20 protein-coding genes and 1 tRNA gene are annotated in these 19,799 nt (G+C 64.3%); 13 read left to right on the forward strand and 8 right to left on the reverse strand.

All coding sequences use genetic code 11. The features are described 5' to 3' along the window. Positions 1 to 61: 61 nt before the first annotated feature. Entirely contained in the window at positions 62 to 544 is a 483-nt protein-coding gene (locus tag CXY78_RS12425) for a hypothetical protein (RefSeq protein ID WP_104089587.1), read from the reverse strand. 209 nt (positions 545 to 753) lie between these two features. Between CXY78_RS12425 and CXY78_RS12430 the strand changes: the two genes are divergently transcribed. Then, a complete protein-coding gene (locus tag CXY78_RS12430; RefSeq protein ID WP_104089589.1) occupies positions 754 to 1,305 on the forward strand; it encodes a pyridoxamine 5'-phosphate oxidase family protein in 552 nt (183 codons plus the stop codon). 254 nt (positions 1,306 to 1,559) lie between these two features. On the opposite strand, the gene CXY78_RS12435 is transcribed toward CXY78_RS12430, so the two are convergent. Continuing rightward, positions 1,560 to 1,632, reverse strand: a tRNA-Lys gene (locus CXY78_RS12435). A gap of 95 nt (positions 1,633 to 1,727) precedes the next feature. Here CXY78_RS12435 and CXY78_RS12440 point away from each other — a divergent pair. The 8 genes from CXY78_RS12440 (at position 1,728) to CXY78_RS12475 (ending at position 9,864) form a co-directional block, all read left to right on the forward strand. Continuing rightward, positions 1,728 to 2,357 (forward strand): DNA-directed RNA polymerase subunit beta, encoded by a 630-nt coding sequence (locus tag CXY78_RS12440; RefSeq protein ID WP_092339233.1) that lies wholly within the window; start codon positions 1,728 to 1,730, stop codon positions 2,355 to 2,357. A 436-nt stretch (positions 2,358 to 2,793) separates the two neighbouring features. Continuing rightward, positions 2,794 to 3,378 carry a sigma-70 family RNA polymerase sigma factor gene (locus CXY78_RS12445; RefSeq protein ID WP_166789926.1) on the forward strand — a complete coding sequence of 195 codons (585 nt, stop codon included), beginning with the start codon at positions 2,794 to 2,796 and terminating at the stop codon, positions 3,376 to 3,378. After that, positions 3,375 to 4,295 (forward strand): anti-sigma factor domain-containing protein, encoded by a 921-nt coding sequence (locus CXY78_RS12450; RefSeq protein ID WP_104089590.1) that lies wholly within the window; start codon positions 3,375 to 3,377, stop codon positions 4,293 to 4,295. Before CXY78_RS12445 ends, CXY78_RS12450 begins: the two co-directional genes overlap by 4 nt. Before the next feature lie 195 nt (positions 4,296 to 4,490). Next, the gene (locus CXY78_RS12455) at positions 4,491 to 5,378 is read left to right on the forward strand and encodes an aminodeoxychorismate lyase (RefSeq protein WP_104089592.1); all 888 of its coding nucleotides are present in this window, start codon (positions 4,491 to 4,493) and stop codon (positions 5,376 to 5,378) included. Between the two features lie 56 nt (positions 5,379 to 5,434). Continuing rightward, positions 5,435 to 5,668 carry a hypothetical protein gene (locus CXY78_RS12460; RefSeq protein ID WP_140425704.1) on the forward strand — a complete coding sequence of 78 codons (234 nt, stop codon included), beginning with the start codon at positions 5,435 to 5,437 and terminating at the stop codon, positions 5,666 to 5,668. A 194-nt stretch (positions 5,669 to 5,862) separates the two neighbouring features. Beyond that, a complete protein-coding gene (locus CXY78_RS12465) occupies positions 5,863 to 7,173 on the forward strand; it encodes a UDP-glucose/GDP-mannose dehydrogenase family protein (RefSeq protein ID WP_092339224.1) in 1,311 nt (436 codons plus the stop codon). Positions 7,174 to 7,284: 111 nt separating this feature from the next. Continuing rightward, positions 7,285 to 8,682 (forward strand): DMT family transporter, encoded by a 1,398-nt coding sequence (locus CXY78_RS12470; protein WP_140425517.1) that lies wholly within the window; start codon positions 7,285 to 7,287, stop codon positions 8,680 to 8,682. 102 nt (positions 8,683 to 8,784) lie between these two features. After that, on the forward strand, positions 8,785 to 9,864 hold the full coding sequence (locus tag CXY78_RS12475) for a YeiH family protein (protein ID WP_104089597.1): 1,080 nt from the start codon (positions 8,785 to 8,787) through the stop codon (positions 9,862 to 9,864). An 83-nt stretch (positions 9,865 to 9,947) separates the two neighbouring features. On the opposite strand, the gene CXY78_RS12480 is transcribed toward CXY78_RS12475, so the two are convergent. Next, positions 9,948 to 10,658: a copper homeostasis protein CutC gene (locus CXY78_RS12480; RefSeq protein WP_092339217.1), complete on the reverse strand. Its 711-nt coding sequence runs from the start codon at positions 10,656 to 10,658 to the stop codon at positions 9,948 to 9,950. 94 nt (positions 10,659 to 10,752) lie between these two features. On the opposite strand from CXY78_RS12480, the gene CXY78_RS12485 reads away from it, so the two are divergent. Continuing rightward, positions 10,753 to 11,538, forward strand: coding sequence for a glucosamine-6-phosphate deaminase (locus CXY78_RS12485; protein WP_092339216.1), 786 nt, complete (start codon positions 10,753 to 10,755; stop codon positions 11,536 to 11,538). Here CXY78_RS12485 and nagA read toward each other — a convergent pair. Genes nagA through CXY78_RS12510 form a run of 5 tightly spaced genes read right to left on the reverse strand, consistent with a single transcriptional unit; the run spans position 11,535 to position 16,313 of the window. After that, entirely contained in the window at positions 11,535 to 12,683 is a 1,149-nt protein-coding gene (gene nagA / locus CXY78_RS12490; protein ID WP_233206180.1) for an N-acetylglucosamine-6-phosphate deacetylase, read from the reverse strand. The genes CXY78_RS12485 and nagA overlap by 4 nt on opposite strands. Then, a complete protein-coding gene (locus tag CXY78_RS12495; protein WP_092339212.1) occupies positions 12,680 to 13,468 on the reverse strand; it encodes a DeoR/GlpR family DNA-binding transcription regulator in 789 nt (262 codons plus the stop codon). The genes nagA and CXY78_RS12495 overlap by 4 nt, the downstream gene beginning before the upstream one ends. 45 nt (positions 13,469 to 13,513) lie before the next feature. Beyond that, entirely contained in the window at positions 13,514 to 14,455 is a 942-nt protein-coding gene (locus tag CXY78_RS12500; RefSeq protein ID WP_104089600.1) for a 1-phosphofructokinase family hexose kinase, read from the reverse strand. After that, complete coding sequence (locus tag CXY78_RS12505) at positions 14,452 to 15,423, reverse strand: ROK family protein (protein WP_233206181.1); 972 nt, start codon at positions 15,421 to 15,423, stop codon at positions 14,452 to 14,454. The genes CXY78_RS12500 and CXY78_RS12505 overlap by 4 nt, the downstream gene beginning before the upstream one ends. Continuing rightward, a complete protein-coding gene (locus CXY78_RS12510) occupies positions 15,420 to 16,313 on the reverse strand; it encodes an SIS domain-containing protein (protein WP_104089602.1) in 894 nt (297 codons plus the stop codon). The genes CXY78_RS12505 and CXY78_RS12510 overlap by 4 nt, the downstream gene beginning before the upstream one ends. A gap of 292 nt (positions 16,314 to 16,605) precedes the next feature. Between CXY78_RS12510 and CXY78_RS12515 the strand changes: the two genes are divergently transcribed. The 3 genes from CXY78_RS12515 to CXY78_RS12525 all read left to right on the forward strand — a co-directional run bounded on the left by CXY78_RS12515 (position 16,606) and on the right by CXY78_RS12525 (position 19,785). Then, on the forward strand, positions 16,606 to 17,859 hold the full coding sequence (locus CXY78_RS12515) for an extracellular solute-binding protein (RefSeq protein WP_104089604.1): 1,254 nt from the start codon (positions 16,606 to 16,608) through the stop codon (positions 17,857 to 17,859). A gap of 64 nt (positions 17,860 to 17,923) precedes the next feature. Further along, positions 17,924 to 18,892, forward strand: coding sequence for a carbohydrate ABC transporter permease (locus CXY78_RS12520; RefSeq protein WP_092339204.1), 969 nt, complete (start codon positions 17,924 to 17,926; stop codon positions 18,890 to 18,892). Positions 18,893 to 18,894: 2 nt separating this feature from the next. Beyond that, positions 18,895 to 19,785, forward strand: coding sequence for a carbohydrate ABC transporter permease (locus tag CXY78_RS12525; protein ID WP_199182618.1), 891 nt, complete (start codon positions 18,895 to 18,897; stop codon positions 19,783 to 19,785). The last annotated feature ends 14 nt before the right edge of the window (positions 19,786 to 19,799 follow it).

A 19,799-nucleotide genomic window follows, 5' to 3' on the forward strand; every position in this document is an offset into this window, starting at 1 on the left:
TCACCGCGCGAAGAGGGGCAGGGCCGCCCGGCCCAACCCCAATTCAGGCGCGGTGTCTCTTCTAGGCGATTGTGTAGAGCAGGTTGACAGTCGCGTTCTTGCAGGCATCCTGATTGACGGTCGACAGGTCGTTAAACGCGAGGGTTGCCCCGGTCCAGGCTCCCTTACCGGCGCCGCCGATGGGAACCTCCGCGTCGACCGGCATGACAGGGTTGGCGAGCGTGAAGTCAGAGGCATCGCAGGTACCTGCGACAGCGGCGGCGTCTTTGACGACGCTGTCGATGCTCGCGGTCACGGTGCTGACGTAGACCGGGCTGGTGTTCGTGTTGGTGAATGTTCCGCTCAGCGTCTGGGCAGCAACGCCCGGCATGAGGTCCGTCACGCTGGATGTCTGCTCGGCGGTGATTGCCGTGATCGTGCCAACGTCCACCGTGCCGGTTCCCGAACCGCCCGCGGTCCAGAAAGCGAAAGCGACGCCGGATCCGCCGACCAGAACGGCCGCCGTCACGGCAACGGCGAATGCCTTTTTGGACAATTTACGCATGGAGTACTCCCAGTTTCAAGGTTTGTGTGATTCACCACGTGAGAGTGTTGCCATCTGTCGCATCGCGTCGATCGACTTCGAACCTACGCCCAGAGGACCCGTGTGGGTAATACCCACAACTGGGTGTCTAGTCCCTCGAAGGTGGGGACCTTCGGCACTACCGGCCAGGAGTTAACCTCGCCCAAACTAAGTGGCATTAGGCTCGAATCGTGAGTGATTCGTTGCGTCACCGGCTTCGCGCCCTTCCGGATTTTCCCGACCGTCTGCCCGCCTTCGACCCGGCGCTGGCACCGAAGGATCCGGTCGAACTCTTTCTCGCTTGGTTCGAGAATGCGCTCGCCGTCGGCGTGCCCCAGCCGCACGCGTTCAGCCTGGCGACGGCCACGGCGGAGGCGGTCGTTTCGTCCCGCATGCTCATCCTGAAGAACATCGAGCCTGCGGCTTCTGGCGCGGCAGCGGGTGTTGACTTCGGAGCCTGGCAGTTCGCAAGCACACGGGGTTCCCGCAAGGGCCGCGAGCTCGGCATCAACCCGCGAGCTGCCATGAACTTCTACTGGGCGGGCCTGGGGAGGCAGGTGCGCGTGGTGGGTGAGGTGTCTCTATTGTCGGCCGAGGCATCCGCTCTGGATTGGGAACAACGCCCAGGGGCCGACGGCCGGGTCAATCCCGACTGGCAGCTCTACGAACTGCATCCCGCCGAGGTCGAGTTCTGGCAGGCGAGCGCCGACCGCCACCATATTCGGCACCGCTACGTGCTCTGAGCCGGCCCCGGCGGCATCCTCTCCCCACTCTTCCACGGTTTCAGGGGGGCTAATTCAGGAAATCCGGTCGAGCGGATGCGACGCGCCCGGCGAAACCCTGGGCAGCGGCCCGAGCTAGCGGGAGATTTCCTGAATTAGCCACCGGCAGGGCCGGAAACGCGCCTACAGACCAGGTTGTCGCCCGCAGAAACACGAATGCGCACTGAATCCAACGGATTCAGTGCGCATCTGCCGCGCCACGTGCGCGATCATTGTGGGCCCCGTCGGGCTCGAACCGACGACCCAAGGATTAAAAGTCCTTTGCTCTACCAACTGAGCTAGAGGCCCGTAGGTTCTAATCTACCGTGGATTCGCGCTCAGCTTTTCTGGGTAGCGTGGGGGACAGCAAAAAACCGCCGTCTGAACCCGAAGGAGAACCCGCCGTGGCCGACAACTTTCACAAGCCCACCCTGTTCGCGGGGATCAAATTCGAGGCATTCCAGGGCGGCGACGATCCGGCGGCCATCAGCCGCGTCGCGCACGAGACCGCGCAGGCGCTACTCAACCGAGTACGCAGCGACCCCGACCCGGAGACTGTCGAACGCCTGGTCGCCTACACCGACGAAAACGGAATCGACGCTGTCGCTGAGCTGTGGTCGCGGGCCACGCCGCGCAGCCTGCCGGGCGCACTCTGGCGCATCTATCTCATTCGTATGCTGATTCGGCAGGATCCGGAGGGGTGCGCGTACCTGTACCAACGGGGAACGGATGCCGCCGCCACGATCGATCCGCTCGTCGCGGGCGCCGCCGTGCCCACTGGCCCGGCCGAGATCATGATCCTCGCCGATGAAATTCTGCGCGGACTGTTCACCGGCGACTTCGCGGTGGCGCTGGATCGTGGGGCCGCCTACTGTCGGGTCACCGCCGTCGGGGCCGCGAGCATCGCCGACGATCTCGAGCTGACCGAACCGCACCGCTCGTCGGAGCTGACCACGCGAGCCCTGCGATTCTCCACGACAGCGGCCGAGTTTGCCGCCTGCGCGCGCCTCTGGCGCCGCGACTCCCTGGAGTAGGTGGGCCTAGCCCTTCGCGCAGGGGCTGCCGCTCGAGTCTGGTCTCGCACCTTCTCACCGTGGACGGGGCCCAGGCCCCGTCCACGGGCCCAGTCTATAAACTGGGCCCGTGTTCATAAGGTGGGCCCGGACGTGCGCAACCTGTGCGCCACGGGCGAACATTCGACGCCGGCCGGTCCGCTCGAATACACTGGAGTCTGGTCGGGCCGCAGTAATCCCGGGTTCCATTATTCGCCGCTTCGAGCGGCCTCGCGCCGAGAGGTGCTCTGCGGCCCGACCTTCTTCAGCCCCGCGAGGCGTCATACCGGTCCCGGCGGCGCAGCGCGGCCGCAGGCATCCGCTTTTGGCGAATTGCTTGCCGCCAAGACCAATCCGTTATCGACTTCGCACCGAACCCTAGTCATACAACGGGAAAAGACCTGACATGCTAGATCTCATGACTGTTGATCCCGCCGGAGACCTCGCGCCGCCAGCCCCTGCCACCAAGGAGGAGTTGCTCGGACGTGTGGCCCGCGGCGACCAATCGGCATTCGGAGAACTGTATGACCAGATCGCCCCGCGGGTGCTTGGCCTGGTCAAGCGTCTGCTCGTCGACCACGCACAGTCGGAAGAAGTGACTCAGGAGATTTTCCTGGAGATCTGGCAGTCGGCGTCGCGGTACGAACCCACGCGTGGTGGCGCGAGCACCTGGATCCTCACGATGGCACACCGGCGAGCGGTCGACCGAATTCGGTCGTCGCAGGCCGGACGCGACCGTGATACCAAAATTGGAATCCGTGACCTGGCCGTTGCCTACGATCACGTGGCCGAAACTGTTGAAGTACGACTCGAACATGAAAGGGTGGAGAGGGCGATGACTCGATTGACTCAGCTGCAGCGTCAGGCTGTGAGCCTCGCGTATTACGGCGGGTTCAGTCACAGCGAGGTCGCCGATATGCTCCACATTCCCTTGGGCACCGTGAAAACGCGGTTGCGCGATGGCCTCATCCGTCTGCGCGACGAATTGGGCGTGGCATCATGACCGGCCGTAACGAGCAGCACCCGGCCGATCTGGCTGGCGCTTATGCCCTGCACGCCCTCGACGCCGACGACACGGCCACCTTTGAAGCGCACCTCGCCGAATCCGAGCGGGCCCGCATCGAGGCTGCCGAGTTGAATGACACCGCGGTGGCCCTCGGCCTCGCCGTGGCGCCCGTGCAGCCGTCCGCCGCGCTCAAGGCGAACCTCATGTCCCTGCTCGCGTCGACCCCGCAGCTTCCGCCGCTTACGGCCGGCACAACGGATGCCCTCGCCTCCGTTACCAACGCAGCTCCCGTCGTTGCCCCGATCGCCACCCCGACCCTGCCCGCCGGGCCGACCTCCACGACGCCGAATTCCGGTGGCGGCGCGCCCGCCGGCTCCGCGTCGGCGGTCACGGACATCAATTTTGGTACCGGCTCCGGCCCGCACCGAACGGCAACCGAGCGGGCCCAGGCCCGCTGGTTCAAGCGTCCGGCACAGTTCATGCTGGCCGCCGCGGCCGCGGTCGCGCTGTTCATCGGCGGATCCTTCTTCGGTCAGGTGCTGAACAGCAACCAGTTCGAGTCCCAGCAGGCCTCCGGACTCGCCCAAATCAACGCGGCCGACGACTCGCAGCGCGCCGCGACGACCACCGCTAACGGGCAGGAAGCAACCCTGGTCTGGTCGAACAAACTTGGAATCTCCGCGGTGCTGGTTGACAAACTGCCCGTGCTGCCGAGCGATCAGGACTATCAACTCTGGTACATCAACGGGGACGGCGCAGCTTCGGCCGGAACCTTCGACTCGACCGGCGATGGTACGGCCTGGCGCGTGCTTGACGGCACGATGCACGCCGGCGACCAGGTGGGTGTCACCGTGGAACCCAACGGCGGATCCGACCAGCCCACGACCAACCCCATCGTCGCGTTCCAGAGCTAACTGGCCGAGGCGGCCTCAGCTCGGCCGCCGACGCCGCGACGGCCCCAGGTAGGCCGCCAGCCTGTGAGTAGGCGCAATCCGTCCTTTTCCGCGCTCTTGCGTCCCCTCGCGGGCGACGCGGAGGGCCCGGGTGGAAGCATCCGTTTCACCGGAGCGGATGCCCACCCAAGCCGGGCGCGAAGTAGGCTCAGGGGCATGAGATTGCCCTTCACCCTGTTGATCGACCCCGTGCCCGCCGACTCGCTGCAGCAGGACTTCAGCGACACGTTCCACGAGATGGAATCGACCGCCCCGGCGCTGCGCGTCGGCGAGTTGAGCACCCAGCGCGGCGACGGAATCTTCGAGACCCTCGCCGTCGTCGACGGCCACCCGCAGGAGGTCGAGCCGCACATCAGCCGGCTGCGCAACTCTGCGCGCATCTGCGAGCTTCCGGTGCCGAATGCCGAGCAGTGGCGGGCCGCGATCGCCTACGCCGTGTCGCGCATTCCGCAGCGGGGCGAGATCGCCCTCAAGTTCGTGCTTAGCCGCGGCGTCGAGCACGGTCCGGCGCCCACGGCCTGGTTGCACGCGGCTGCGGCGTCGGACTTCACGGCGGTGCGCGCGAACGGCGTGCGGGTGATCACTCTCGACCGCGGCTATCCGCGCGGGGCTGCCGAGAAGGCCCCCTGGCTGCTGATGGGCGCGAAAACGCTCAGCTATGCGGTGAACATGGCGGCGATTCGCGAGGCGCACCGTCGTGGCGCCGACGACACCATCTTTCTCACGACCGACGGCTCCGTCATGGAGGGTCCGACCTCAAGTGTCGTGCTGCGCATCAATGGCGAGTATGTGACGCCCGCGCCGAGCGGCGCTATTCTGCACGGCACCACGCAGCAGAGCATGTTCGACTACCTGCGCGCGCAGGGTTCACGCGTGGAATACCGCGACGTCACGCTTGAGGAACTTCGCCACGCGGATGCCGCCTGGCTCGTCTCCAGCGTGCGCCTCGCCGTGTCCGTGGTCGCCCTCGATGGCGAGTCGTTTCCCGCCGATCAGGCGCTGACCGACGCCCTGAACGCGTACCTGCTGGGCCGCACGGCGTAGGCGCAGCCGAGGGCGGCATCCGCTATTACGTTATGCCGGTAAGTAAGAACTTCGCCGTGCCCACGAGCATCGCAGCCGGACTGCACACCCTGCAGGTCGTCGGCTTGGCACCGAACGGATCAACCCGCGTGCTCGACCTGGGCGTGCGCGTTGTGGAACCGGCATCCGCTTCGTCGCTCGCGAAAACCGGCGTCGACCTTGGCAGCGTGCTCGGCGGTGCCCTGCTGGTGCTGCTTGCCGGCCTCGCCGAAACCGGGCTGCAGCGCCGCCGCGTGGTGGCCACCGCGTAACCCGCGCGCGCGTCATTCGCTGGTACGTAACGCCGGTAGATCTGCGACTCTCCGGGCAAATCCTGCCCGAATCACGGCGAGTCGCAAATTTTACCGGCGGTACGTGCGTGACGGCCCGGCATCCGTTTGTTAACCTGCTCGAATTGGGGTGACGTGCAGCGCCCACTATGCTCTGGGAGGACCGAAAGGAATAAATGAGAATTTCTGTCATTGGATGCGGCTACCTGGGAGCCGTGCACGCGTCGGCCATGGCCGAGCTGGGGCACGAGGTCATCGGTATCGATGTCGACGCTGTCAAGATCGCCCAGCTTGCCATCGGCAAGCCACCCTTCTTTGAACCTGGCCTGCCCGAGGTTCTCACGTCCGCCATGAACAGCGGTCGCCTGCGCTTCAGCACCGACATAGCGGATGCCGCCGGCTCGCAGGTACACTTCATCGCCGTCGGAACCCCGCAGAAGCTCGGCAGCTACAGCGCCGACCTGCGCTACGTCGATGCGTCGATCGAATCGCTCATTCCGCACCTGGCCGACGGTGACCTCGTCGTGGGCAAGAGCACAGTTCCGGTCGGAACCGCCGCGCGCCTGGCCGAGCTCATCGAGTCCGGCAGCGGCGCCTCGCTGGCCTGGAACCCCGAGTTTCTGCGCGAGGGATTCGCCGTGCAGGACACCATCAGCCCCGACCGCCTGGTCTACGGCGTCGCTCCGGGCGATAAAGGCGAGCATGCCACCGCGCTGCTCAACGAGATCTACGCCACGGCGCTCGCTGCCGACACCCCCCTGGTCATCACCGACTATGCGACCGCGGAGCTGGTCAAGGTCGCCGCGAACGCGTTCCTCGCTACCAAGATCAGCTTCATCAATGCCATGGCCGAGATCGCCGAGGTCACCGGTGCCGACGTCACCCAGCTGGCGGATGCCATCGGTTACGACGGCCGCATCGGTCGCCGCTTCCTCGGCGCCGGCGTCGGTTTCGGCGGTGGGTGCCTGCCCAAAGACATCCGTGCCTTCACCGCCCGCGCCGAAGAGCTGGGGCGCGGCGAGTCCGTAGCCTTCCTCAAGGAGATCGACAAGATCAACCTGCGTCGCCGCCAGCGCGTGGTCGACCTGACCGTAGGGGCCCTCGGCGACGGCGTCTACAACGCCAAGGTCGCGGTGCTTGGCCTGAGTTTCAAGCCGCACTCCGATGACGTGCGTGACTCGCCGGCGCTCGACGTGGCCGTGCAGTTGCGCGGCCTGGGTGCCGACGTGGTGGCGACCGACCCGCAGGCCATCGAGAACTCGCGGGCGCGGCATCCGCAACTCAACTATGAGGAGTCGCTCGAAGAGACCCTGCGGGGAGCGGATGCCGTCGTGCTCGTCACCGAGTGGCCCGAGTTTCGGCACCTCGACCCGGTCTGGGCTGGTGCGCTCGTTCGTACCAAGACCGTGGTCGACGGCCGAAACGCCCTCGATCCCGCAGCCTGGCGTGCTGCCGGTTGGACCTATCACGGCCTCGGTCGCCCGTAGTACTTCGGACGGGGCCCGGGCCCCGTCCGTGGGCCCAGTTTTGAACGCGTTCTTACCTGGGCCGGCCGCGTTGCACTAGTCTCGAGACACACTTCAAGGGAATCGGGTCTCGTGCGACGCTGGCTGGCTCGACCCGATATGCTCATGGTCGCGGCCACGGCGCCGACGTATGTCGCCACGCGTGAAGCCCTCACAGCGCTCTCCCCGCAGGATCTCACCGCCGTGCGTTTTCTCGTCGGCGCCGCCATCATCGGCCTTTATCTGCTCATCACCCGGCAGCGGCTCACGCTGCGGCGCCACGATATCCCGCGAATGATCGCCGTCTCGCTCTGCGGTTATGCCGGCTACGGCATGCTGCTCAACCTCGGCCAGGCCACCGTTCCCGCGGGAACCACCAGCCTGCTGCTCAATATCTCGCCGGTGTTCGCGTTCATTCTCGGCTACTTCGTGCTCGTCGAACGCACCACCCGGCTCGGCTACCTTGGCATGGTCATCGCGGTCGGCGGCGTCATCGTGATCACCCTCGGCGGCGGAAGCGCGACCGGGTTCAACGGCACCGCCCTCCTCATCGTGGGCGCCGCTCTGCTGCTGTCGGTCTTTCTGATCGTGCAGCAGCCGCTGTTCGCGCGGGTATCTCCCATCGAAACCGTGTTCTGGGGCTGTGCCATCGGCGGTTTCACCGCGCTGCCCACGGCCCGGTTCGCGGTCGATCCCAGTCGGCTGACGGCATCCGTTTGGGTGGCGCTGGTGGTACTGGTGGTCGTCAGCACCGTGCTCGGCTACTGCCTTTGGAACCAGACCCTGTCGCGCACGAGCGTGGCCGAGGGCGGTTCGCTGCTGCTGATCGTGCCGATTTTCTCGCTGCTCCTGGGCTGGCTGCTGCTCGGCGAAGTGCCGACGATTGCCGCGCTGGTCGGGGGAGGCGCGGCCTTGCTCGGGGTCGTTATGCTCCCCCGGGCAACGTCGCGGCGCAAGCAGGCGGGGCTCGGGCTGCTCACCGGGGCGATTCCGATCGTCGGTGTTCTCGCCGGCGCGGTGCCGATCATCGGACTTCCGCGCGAGCACGAAGACGTGGCCGACCTCACGCTATCGCCGGATCTTGCCGCCCAGCTCTGTGACATCGCCATCGAGGCCGCGGATGCCGTCGGCGCCCAGTTGGTCACCGTGTCACTCTGGCGGGACGAATTCGAGGATCTGATACGCGTGTACTCCAGCCGGCCGCACGTCTACCAGCTCGGCGGAATCTCGTCGGAGCTGGATCCGAACTGGGTCGAGCAGTGTGTCATCGGGCAGCGTTCCTTTCTGGCCGACGACGAGGCGGGCGGCTTTGGAGCGCTCACCACACCGAACTTGACCGCCACAGTGAACGCCGTCATCGTCGACGACGCCGGATTTCTCGGCAGCCTGAACTTTCTCGACGCGTCGGGCGTTTATACGTCGGCCAGCGTCGAGCAGGCCGAGGTCTTCGCCGCGCGCCTGGCGCCGGTGTTGCGGCGCGTGTCGGTCTGAGGCTCCGGGCCCACCTTATGAACCGTGGCCCAGGTTAGAAGCTGGGCCCACGGACGGGGCCTGGGCCCCGTCCAGCGAACCAGCGCGCCTAGACTTGTCTGAATGTGGCTTCGGGGAGTACTCGTGGCGGCCCTCGCCGCCCTCGCTGCCTGGGGCGTGCATGCCGCCGTCCCCGCGGTCCCGCTGCTGACCATGGCCGTCGTGCTCGGAATCGTCGTCGGCCAGATCCCGGCCGCACGTCCCGTGCTCGCCGGGGCCCTCGCGCCCGGGCTGGCCGTCGCGGCCAAACCGTTCATGCAGCTCGGAATCGTGCTGCTCGGCCTCAAACTCAGCCTCGTCGACATAGCAGCTCTCGGCTGGGTGACCATCGTGACGACCGTCGCCATCGTGCTGCTCACGTTCGCCGGTACCCTCGGTCTCGGCCGCTGGTTCGGCCTGCCCGGCCATCAACCCCTGCTCATCGCCACCGGATTCAGTATCTGCGGCGCTTCCGCCATCGGCGCCATGAGCGGCGTCGTCAAGGCCAAAGATGAAGAGACCGCCACCCCGATCGCCCTGGTGACCCTGTGTGGAACCCTCGCGATCGCCGTGTTGCCGCTGCTGTGGCATCCGCTCGGATTGAGCAGTCTGCAATTCGGACACTGGGTCGGCGCCGGCGTGCACGACGTCGGCCAGGTCGTCGCGACAGCGCAAATTGCCGGCTCGGGCGCGCTCGCGGTGGCCCTCGTCGTCAAACTCACCCGCGTGCTCATGCTCGCCCCGGTCGTGGCCGTCGCGTCCATCGTCGAGCGCCACCGGCTTGCCACTCTCGAGGCGGATGCCGCCGCTCCCGCTGCCTCCGATGTATCCAGGTCTGCTGCCGGCGACCCGACTGCCGGCGACGCCGCTGTGTCTGAACCGGCCACCCGGAGCAACCGGCCGAAGCCTCCACCGATCGTTCCGCTTTTCGTTGCCGGATTCATCGTGGCCATGCTGATACGCACGTTCGCTCCGCTGCCCGATCAGGTACTCGAGGTCGCCGACCTGGTGCAGACCGCACTGCTGGCCATGGCGCTCTTCGCCCTCGGTGCGGCCGTCAACCTCAGCACCCTGCTGCGCACGGGCAGTCGAGCGCTCGCGGTCGGGCTGGTGTCCTGGACGCTGATCGCGGTTCTGGCCTTCGGGGCCGTGCAGCTTTCCTGACTTTCACCCCGCTTCAAAAGCCGCTGCAAAACCTGCTCCGACCCGCGGCAGACGGCCGGGCGAACGCCGCGGTTGCTCCCGAATCAGTTCGACCGGGCGAGCGCCCCGATCACCGAACGAATAATGTCGAAGTCCGTGGCCAAAGTTCCCGTGCCGAGTGGGCTAGCAACCTGGGCGCGCAGATGAACCTCGCTGACCCCGGTCGATGCCACCAGCGCTGCCACATTGTGCGCCCGAACCCCGCCGCCGGCCAGGATGCGCACGGCCGAGCCGTGCCGCCCCAGGTCACGCAGCGCCCCTGCGCCGTCAAATGCAGTGGTCTGTCCACCGGAGGTGAGAACACGTTCAACGCCGAGTTCGCCGAGTTGTTCGAGGGCGGCGCCCAGATCGTTCACATCGTCAAAAGCCTTGTGAAAGGTAACCGGCAGCTCTGCGGCCTCCGCGATCAAACGACGCATCGCGGTCTGATCAATCTGGTTGTCGCGCGTCAGCACACCCAACACCAGGCCGACCCGCACAGCAGCGCCGTCGGCGTCCCGCCGAATAGCCCGAATATCGGCCTGCATCACCGAGAGCTCCGACGCCGAGTTCACGAAGTTGCCGCCGCGCGGGCGGACCATCACCTGCACGCCAATACGTTCGACGGAATCGAGGACACGCCTGAGCAGCCCGATGCTCGGAGTGGTGCCGCCCTCGATCAAATTGCCGCACAATTCGACCCGGTCGGCTCCGGCTCGTTCGGCCACGAGCGCACCGTCCAGGTCATCGATGCAAATTTCGACGAGTGTGTGCATGAAAGTGTCCTGCCGCATTGATTTAGAAATGATTGCAAATGATTATTAGCTGTATTATAGAATCAAATACAATCACATCGGAAGTGAGACCCCATTGGCCGAAATCGTCGTTGTTGAGAACAAACGAGCAGCCGGCGACCTGATCGCCGAGTCGATTCGGGCACTTATCGAGTCCAAGCCCGACGCGGTGCTCGGATTGGCGACCGGATCGACACCCCTGCCGGTGTACGCGTCGCTGGCCCGCTCTTTCTCGGAGCGTCCTCTCGACGTCTCGAAAGTGCGAGGCTTCGCGCTCGACGAGTACGTCGGGCTACCGGCGGGCCACCCCGAGAGCTACCGAATGGTCATCGCGCGCGACGTTATCGAACCGCTGGGCCTGTCCCCGGCCAACGTCCACGTGCCCAGTGGCGACGTTGCCACGCTCTCCACTGCTGGTGCTGAATACGAACGAGCACTGGTCGCGGCGGGTGGAGTGGACGTGCAAATACTCGGCATTGGTCGAACCGGGCACCTCGGGTTCAACGAGCCCAGTTCCTCGTTTGCGTCCCTCACGCGCGTGAAGACGCTCGCTAGAAAATCCCGCGCAGACAACGCCCGGTTCTTTGATTCGCCGGACGCTGTTCCCGTGCACTGCATCACCCAGGGGCTCGGAACGATCCTTCGAGCCAGACACCTGGTGTTGCTGGCATTCGGCGAAGGCAAAGCGGCAGCGTTGGCCGCGGCCGTTGAAGGACCCATCTCAGCCAGCCAGCCCGGCACCGCCATCCAGCTGCACCCACACGTCACCGTCGTCGTCGACGAAGCGGCTGCGAGCAAAATGGTCAACCTCGACTACTACAAGTACATCTGGGCGAACCGCCCAGCTTGGCAAACGATCTAAGTCAGCTGGCGCCCGGCGGCAAACACCGCATCCACAGCAAGATCCGCGCCAAGCAGCACGGCGTCAGCCGCATAGCCAACGGTCAGCAACCCCAGGTCGTGACCGCGACCGATGGCTCGGGCAGGTGTCTCCGTGAGCGCAGAGATAGCCTCGGCGATCGGCACGCCCGCCTCGGTGACTGCTCGGCGCAGCGCAAAATCAAGAGTCAGCGTCGATCCGGCAATCGATCCGCCATCGGTCAGCCGGGCGACGCCATCGGTCACCGTCACGGCGAGCGAGCCCAGAAGATAGGCCCCATCCGAGGCACCAGTTGCAGCCATGGCGTCCGTTACCAGGGCTATTCGGCCGGGCGCGCCCGCGAAGGCCAGCCGCACGACTTCCGGGTGCACATGAACGCCATCGTTGATGATCTCGAGGGTGACGCCTGCGGCATGCGTCGCGGCAGCCACGGGTCCAGGCGCGCGATGATGGATGCCTTTCATCCCATTGAAAGCATGGGTCAAAATCGTCGCCCCTGCCTCGAAGGCCGCGAGCGTTGTGGAATAGTCAGCGGCACTGTGCCCCACGGCCACCACAACACCAGCGTCGACGAGTTGCGCAATCGCGTCGACCGCTCCTGGCAGCTCGGGGGCCAGCGTGATCTGACGCAACTGTCCTTGAGCTTTCGTGAGAAGTCGATCGATCCGTTTCGCATCCGGTGCACTGAGCAGGGTCGGGTCGTGGGCGCCACGATAGGTCTGGTCAAGAAACGGCCCCTCGAGATGGGCGCCGAGAATGAGCGCATCGTGCTGCGCCAGGTCAGCCACAATCGCGACCCGCCGCTCGAGATCCGCCTGACTAGCGGTCACGAGCGACAAGACGCTCCGGGTTGTACCGTGACGGCGGTGCACCTGCAGCGCCGTGGCGATGCCCTCCGCACCGTCGTCGAAAGCGGCGCCTCCGGCCCCATGGCAGTGGATATCTACAAAACCCGGCGAGAGGATGCGACCGGCAGCGTCCGTGACGCTGGTGGTGGCCGTGGCCAGGCCGCGCCAGGTTGCACCCGTTCCGGTAGCGCTGATCGAGTCGCCGGAGAAAGCAACCCACGAGTCCGGCGTGGTTGCGCCTCCCGATATCATCCGGGCGGAGTGAATAACGTGTGTCACTGGGCGACGATGACTTCGAGTCCCGCCTCGGCGAACGCCGACAGCTGATCCGCGGTGATTCCCGAGTCAGTGATCAACGCGCTGAATACCGTTAGGGCGCCCAGGGTGGCAAAAGCCGTCGTTCCAATCTTGCTCGAATCTGCCACCACAAAGGCTTTGGTGGCACGCCGCGCCATGAGCGAGTTCACCGCGGCTTCTCGTTCATCATTGACCGTGGCGCCGCGAATCGGATCGATGCCGTTGACGCCGATGAACGCGAGGTCAAGTGTTACCTGATTCAGCACCTCGGCACTGTACGGGCCGACGAGCTCATAGGAGCGCGAGTGCACTACCCCTCCGGTGACGACTGTCTTGATTTGGGGCCGCATGGCGAGCTGTGCCGCAATGTTGATGGCATTCGTGACGACGGTCAGATTGGATTGTGGCCCGGCCTCCATAATGTCTGCGCGGGCAACGAGCACACCCGCGATAGCGGTACTGGTTGTGCCACCACAGAGACCAATGACATCCCCGCGCTGTACGAGCGAACTCGCCACCACCGCAATTTTCTGCTTCTCCGGGGCGTGTTGCTCCCGCTTGTAACGCACCGGGAGATCGTAGGCAACGACCTGACCGGTCGCTCCCCCGCGCGTTCGCGTCAGTAGCTGCTGCGAAGCGAGCGTGTCGAGATCCCGTCGCGCCGTCGCGGCAGATACCTGGAGTTTCGTGATGATGTCGTCGACCTCAAGATGGCCCGACTCAGCCAAAAGGTCCAGCACAGCGATCAGACGCTCGGCGCGGTTCATGATTTCTCGTTTCTCAAGCTTCTCAGTTGCAAATCTATCCCGACGTTATAGCCGAGGTTCGTCAACAAGGCGATCCACGACGAGTTCCTCGCCGAACCTCGCATATTTAGGAGAAATTTCTCCGGCCAGGGGCATGAGCACGGCGGCGGCAGACCAGGCGGTGGCTTGCCGCAACAGGGATTCGGCATTCGTTATTCCCGCCGCTAACGAGACCGCGACGGCTGCCACGGCCGCATCCCCGGCACCCGTGGCGTTGCCCGCCAGCACTCGCGGTAGTCGTGCGTGCAACGATGAAAGCGGATGCTCGCGCGAGACGGCAAGCATGCCCCGCTCACCAAGCGACACCAGGACTAGTCCTGCGCCCAACCGCACCAGAGCACGGGCGCCACTGACCGGGTTGTCGATCCCGGTGGCAGCGGCAAGTTCCTCACGATTCGGCTTGAGCACAGAGGCCCCGGAACGTGCTGCGGCCAGGAGCCCCGGCCCAGACGTATCGATGATGCTCGGAATCCCGCGTTCGCGCGCCAGGTCCACCAGCTGTGCATAGAAGGTGTCATCGGCACCGCTCGGCAGACTGCCGGACCCCACCAGGCATCGAGCGCCGGCCAGGGCAGCCGTCGTTCCCGCCGTCAGGCTGAGCCATTCCTGCGGCGTGTGGTTCTGGCCGTGCTCGTTCAAGATCGTGGTTTGTTCGCGGTCAGAATCAACGAGAGCGATGGTTCGCCGGGTGTCAGACTGCACGGAGACGATCTGATGGCGAATGCCCGTCTGCACGAGGTCATCAACGAGTGCTTGACCGGTGCGGCCTCCGGCCGTCGCGACAGCCAACACGGGGTGACCCTGCTGGTGGATGACCCGCGCCACGTTGAGTCCTTTACCGCCGGCACGAGCGACAGCGGTGGGCACCCGGTTGGTTTCCCCAAAACGGATGTCCGGGTGCGAGTACGTGAGGTCCACCGCGGAATTCGGCGTGACCGTGACGATCACGGGCGCATCCCCGCAGCAACTGCGGCAGCACGGGCATGCAGCGCCGCCCCGAGAAGTCCGGCATTTTCACCGATACTGGCCGCGACAACGACCGGCAGTCGTTGGAAGCTCAGGAGGTTGTCAACGCGCGTTCGCAGCGGGACCAAAAGTGCGTCACCGGCCTGAGCAAGCCCGCCGCCGATCACAATGGCCTCGGGGGCCAGCACTGCTGCCAGCTGCGCAATGCTCAAAGCGAGGGCGTCGAGGGCGTCGTTCCAGATCGACTGGGCTTCGGAATCGCCGTTGCGGGCTCGCTCAATGATTTCTTTGGCGCCGGGCAGCTTCGATCCCGTCGCCCGCTCGTAGCGGCGCACGATGGCACCAGCCGATGCAATAGTTTCGAGACAGCCGGTCGAACCGCAGGCGCACAGTTCGCCCGCCGGGTCGACGATGGAGTGCCCCAGCTCACCGGCGTATCCTCCCGCCGAATGGGGTCGCCCCCCGATGAACAGCGACGCCGCAATGCCGGTGCCGATCACGACGACGGCCACATCGCGGTATGGCAGGGCTGCGCCGAGCCGGAATTCCGCTTCCCCGGCTGCACGGACATCGTGGGAAAACGAGGCCGGCATGCCCAGACGTTTCTCGGCGAGATGTTTGAAGGGGGCATCCGCCCACTTCAAATTGGCCGCGTGGATCCCGATACCCCGATCGTCATCGACGATGCCCGGGGCGATAAGCCCGACCGCCAGTGGTTGCACGAGCGGAAAGTCCGCCGCAAAACCGGCGGTGAGCTCCGCAATTTCTTGCATCACGGCATCGACGGTGTGCACACCACGATGCGGTGTGGGGACGCGGGTCAGACCGAGCATGGCACCGGACGCATCGAACAGCGCGGCCTTGATGTCGGTTCCACCAATGTCGAAGGCGACGACGGCTGCACCATCCCCGAGGGGCTCAATTGAGACGGCCGCGGGAAAGTTGGTCACGAGTCGAGTATGACTGACCGCGTCAGGCTCCGAGGCAGGTCGGGGTTGAGGCCCTTGGCGCGGGCGCGGAGCAGAGCCAGTTTGTGCACGCGCACGAGGTTGGCGAGCGGGTCGAGGGCGCTCGTTTCGAAGCGTGCGCCGGTGGCGAGCACATCCTCTCGAATACCAGTGGGCGCCGCGCCGAACATCCAGGTGATGCGCCCGGGGGCGGCGATGCTGATTGGACCGTGTCGATATTCCATCGCGGGGTAAGACTCGGTCCAGGATTGCGTCGCCTCGCGCATTTTGAGTGCGGCCTCGTGAGCCAGACCGACGGTCCAGCCCCGGCCGAGAAAGGTGATCTGTTCTGCGCCGATGATCCCGTCATCGAGTTCGTCGGCGACCGCCAACTCGGCGTCAGCGATGGCCGTGCTGAGGTCTTCGCCGAGGCTCGCGCGCAGAAAGGCGAGCGCCGTGGTCGCGAATCGAGTCTGCACGACCGACTGCTCATCGGCGAACGGCAGGGTGATGAGGTCATCCACCTCGCCAACGAACGGCGAGGTCGTGTCGCCGACGATTCCAATGATCCGAGTTCGACCGCGGTGTGCCTTCACAATGTCGAGCACTTCAGTCGTGGTCCCGGAGCGAGTGAGGGCAATGATGGCGTCATAATCGCGATCGACAAAGGCCTCGGAGGCCGAGAAAGCGTCCGTCACCCCGTGGCCGGCGCTCTCGCGCAAGGCCGCGTAGGACTGGGCCATGAACCAGGAAGTGCCGCAGCCAACCATGGCGACCTTCTGCCCAGGAGCGGGGAGCAGCCGCTGTTCAGCGGTCATCGCAACGGCACGCGCCCAGGTCTCGGGTTGTGAGGCCAGTTCCGTCGCGATGTGTTCTTCGGTGGATGTCGTCATGACCGTGGCTCCTCGGTAAGTTGTGGATCTTTCGGATTGATTGGTTGCGATCATTCAGGTGGAATGAGGCTGATCTGTAAATTCGCGGTCATTTCTGACTGTTAATGATTGTAGAGCTAGAAAATCAATCACGAGCAACTACTCTAAGTGTTTTTTAACGTCACGTAACGATCTGATATCAACAGTTGTGCCGACACGACCCGAGCGCCAAACTGGTCAAAACCTGAATGGATGTGACTGTTCAGGTGCTTTTACAGTCAACAAGCATCATCAGACGATAAGGAAATTAGACATGAAGAAGTCTCTGCGATTGGGGGGCATCGTCGTGACAGCGACGCTGGCCACGATGTCACTAGCCTCCTGTGGTTTTGGTGGCGGCAACGCATCGGGCGGGTCCGGCGGATCGGGCACGACCGTGAACCTGTTGGTCCCCAGCTACTCGGACAACACGCAGGCACTGTGGGAAGGCGTCATCTCCGACTTCGAAGTCGCCAACAGCGATATCACGGTAAACCTCGAGGTGCAGTCCTGGGACAACCTGACCGATGTCATCACGACCAAGGTTCAGGGAAACGCAGCGCCCGACATCATGAACGGCGGCCCGTTTGCGGGTTTTGCCGCGGATGACCTGCTGTACCCGATCGACGAAATGGTGTCGGCCGACACCCTCGCTGATTTCCAGTCCTCGTTTGTTGAGAACGCGTCCGTCGACGGCGTCCAATTCGGCGCGCCCCTGCTCGCCTCGGCCCGTGCGCTTTTCGTCAACGAAGACCTGTTGGCACAGGCCGGCGTAACCGCAGTCCCGACGACATGGAGTGAGCTGCTGGATGCGGCCACGAAGATTTCCGCCATCGGCGGGGGAGTAGCCGGGTACGGACTGCCGCTCGGGTCCGAAGAGGCACAGGCGGAATCGGCGGTCTGGTTCTACGGTGCCGGTGGCGGTTTCGGTGATGCCAGTGCGATCACGATCGACACCCCCGAAAACCTCGAGGCTGCCAAGTTCATTCAGACGATGGTCGACGCCGGCGCGACGCAGGCGGATGCGGGAGCTACTGACCGCAGCCCTCTCATGGACGTCTTCGTCCAGGGCAAGATCGGTATGATCATCGGGCTTCCGCCGACGGTCGGTCAGATCGCTGAGGGCAATGCTGCACTCAACTACTCCGTGAACCCCATCCCCACGGTTGACGGCAAGGCCTTCACCCTCGGGGTCGCCGATCACCTCATGGCATTCAAGAATGACGGATCCAAGCAGGAAGCCATCACGAAGTTCCTGGACTTCTTCTACGCTGCTGACCAGTACGTACCGTGGGTGACCGCCGAGAACTTCCTCCCGACCACCCAGTCCGGTTCCGACGCGATGGGCGACACTCCGGCCTTGGCGCCGTTCATCGAGGCGCTGCCCGGTGCTCAGTTCTACCCGAGCACGAACCCCAACTGGTCGGCGACGGATGCCGCGTTCAAGAGCTTGATCGGGCAGTTGGCCCAAGGCAAGGATGCGCAGACCGTTCTCACCGAAATCCAGGCCAAGTCAGACGAAGGCTAGCGGCCTTCGCGCCGTGCGCGACCTCGCTCCAAGTTGATCACAAGGAATATCGGTGGATTAGGAAATGACTCAAACAATTCATGAACCACCGACCCAGACGGGGACGGCCACCGGCCGTCCCCGTTCGGGGCCTGCGCGTCAGCGTGCAGCAGCGGGTACCCGCCTGTCCGATCTGATCTCCGCTTTGCCGTGGATCGGGCCGGCACTCGTCCTGATCTTCGGCGTCGTACTCTTCCCTGCCGTCGTCATGTTCTACAACTCCACCAGGGACATCAGCCTGAGCGGTCTCGACAAGGGTCCCGTCGGGTTTGCCAACTATGCAACGCTCCTTGAATTCACCCCGCTCGGCGGAATCATGCTGCGCACCCTGATCTGGGTCGTTGCCGTCGTGGCTCTCACCGTTCTCATCTCGCTGGTCCTGGCCCAGTTTCTCAACAAGTCATTTCCCGGGCGCCAGATCGTGCGCCTCGCCGTCATCATCCCCTGGGCAGCGAGCGTGGTGATGACCACGCTCGTGGTCTACTACGGGCTCGAAGGGTACATCGGCATCATCAACAAGTTTCTCGTCGACATCCAACTGATCGACGGACCATACGGCTGGACCAAGAACCCGGTCAGTGCCTTTAGCTGGTCGATCGGCATTGCAGTTTTCGTCTCCCTCCCTTTCACGACCTACACGATTCTCGCCGGTCTGCAATCGGTACCCGGCGATATTCTCGAGGCCGCCAAAATGGACGGTGCCGGTCGCATCCGCACCTATTTCGGGATAGTCCTTCCACAACTGCGCGGTGCATTATCCGTAGCTGTCTTGATCAACATCATTAACGTCTTCAATTCGCTGCCGATCCTCAAAATCATGACCGGGTCGATTCCCGGCTACGACGCTGACACGGTCATGACGATGATTTTCAAGTACATCCAGAATGAGCACAAGATCGACGTGGCCAGCGCGCTGAGCGTCGTTGCCTTCCTGATCGTGATCGTGATCGTGGCGATCTACGTCAAGGTCGTCAAGCCTATGAAAGAGGTCTGATTATGACCGCCCTGCTTACGTCGGCGCCGCGCGCTGCCCGCAAACCTCGATACACGGCTGATCAGGTTCCGCTTTCGACAGTGATCTGGCGCATGGTTGCCGGCGCCGTGGTGCTGCTCATTTTCGTGATTCCCTACCTGATCATGTTCTTCGGGTCAGTCAAGACAAAGAGCGAGATTCGTTCGGTTGAGCCCACCTATTTCCCCACGGAATGGCACTGGGAGAACTACCTCACCATGTGGTCCACACCCGAGACCCCGCTGGTGCAGAACCTCATCTCGACGATTGTCATCTCCGTTTTCGCAACTCTTCTGGTACTTCTCGTTGCACTACCGGCCGCTTATTACACGGCCAGGGCGCGCTTTCCCGGACGCCTGGTCTTCATGTTCCTGGTGATTGTGACCCAGATGCTGCAGCCGGCCGTTCTCACCTCCGGCCTCTTTCGTCAGTTCGGGTTCCTGGGCATTTCCGATACCTGGCTCGCCATGATCTTGATCAACGCGGCGTTCAATCTGTCCTTTGCTGTGTGGATCATGCATAGCTTTTTTGCTGGAATCCCGAAGGAAGTAGACGAAGCCGCGCAATTGGATGGAGCGGGTCGCCTCACGGTGTTGTTCAAGATCAACCTCCCCCTCGTCTGGCCGGGCATCGTCACCGCAATCGTGTTCACCTTCGTGGCCTGCTGGAACGAATTCGCCGCAAGCCTGGTCATCCTCTCGACGGCGGGCAACCAGCCCATGGCCGTTGCCCTGACCAAGTTCGTGGGGCAGTACGAAACCAGCTGGCACTACGTCTTCGGTGTTTCCATCGTCGCCATCGTGCCGGTCGTGGTGCTCTTCATGCTCATTGAAAAACGCCTCATCGGTGGTCTCACCGCTGGCAGCGTCAAGTAACCAATCAAGTTCTC

This window comes from Cryobacterium sp. N19 (assembly GCF_002929595.1).
Taxonomy (GTDB): Bacteria; Actinomycetota; Actinomycetes; order Actinomycetales; family Microbacteriaceae; genus Cryobacterium; species Cryobacterium flavum.

Excerpts from the sequence above, each read along its gene's own strand:
- CXY78_RS12425 (WP_104089587.1), bottom strand. The coding sequence starts at position 544 with ATGCGTAAATTGTCCAAAAAGGCATTCGCCGTTGCCGTGACGGCGGCC.
- CXY78_RS12445 (WP_166789926.1), top strand. The coding sequence starts at position 2,794 with ATGACTGTTGATCCCGCCGGAGACCTCGCGCCGCCAGCCCCTGCCACC.
- CXY78_RS12450 (WP_104089590.1), top strand. The coding sequence starts at position 3,375 with ATGACCGGCCGTAACGAGCAGCACCCGGCCGATCTGGCTGGCGCTTAT.
- CXY78_RS12455 (WP_104089592.1), top strand. The coding sequence starts at position 4,491 with ATGAGATTGCCCTTCACCCTGTTGATCGACCCCGTGCCCGCCGACTCG.
- CXY78_RS12465 (WP_092339224.1), top strand. The coding sequence starts at position 5,863 with ATGAGAATTTCTGTCATTGGATGCGGCTACCTGGGAGCCGTGCACGCG.
- CXY78_RS12475 (WP_104089597.1), top strand. The coding sequence starts at position 8,785 with ATGTGGCTTCGGGGAGTACTCGTGGCGGCCCTCGCCGCCCTCGCTGCC.
- CXY78_RS12480 (WP_092339217.1), bottom strand. The coding sequence starts at position 10,658 with ATGCACACACTCGTCGAAATTTGCATCGATGACCTGGACGGTGCGCTC.
- CXY78_RS12495 (WP_092339212.1), bottom strand. The coding sequence starts at position 13,468 with ATGAACCGCGCCGAGCGTCTGATCGCTGTGCTGGACCTTTTGGCTGAG.
- CXY78_RS12510 (WP_104089602.1), bottom strand. The coding sequence starts at position 16,313 with ATGACGACATCCACCGAAGAACACATCGCGACGGAACTGGCCTCACAA.
- CXY78_RS12515 (WP_104089604.1), top strand. The coding sequence starts at position 16,606 with ATGAAGAAGTCTCTGCGATTGGGGGGCATCGTCGTGACAGCGACGCTG.
- CXY78_RS12520 (WP_092339204.1), top strand. The coding sequence starts at position 17,924 with ATGACTCAAACAATTCATGAACCACCGACCCAGACGGGGACGGCCACC.
- CXY78_RS12525 (WP_199182618.1), top strand. The coding sequence starts at position 18,895 with ATGACCGCCCTGCTTACGTCGGCGCCGCGCGCTGCCCGCAAACCTCGA.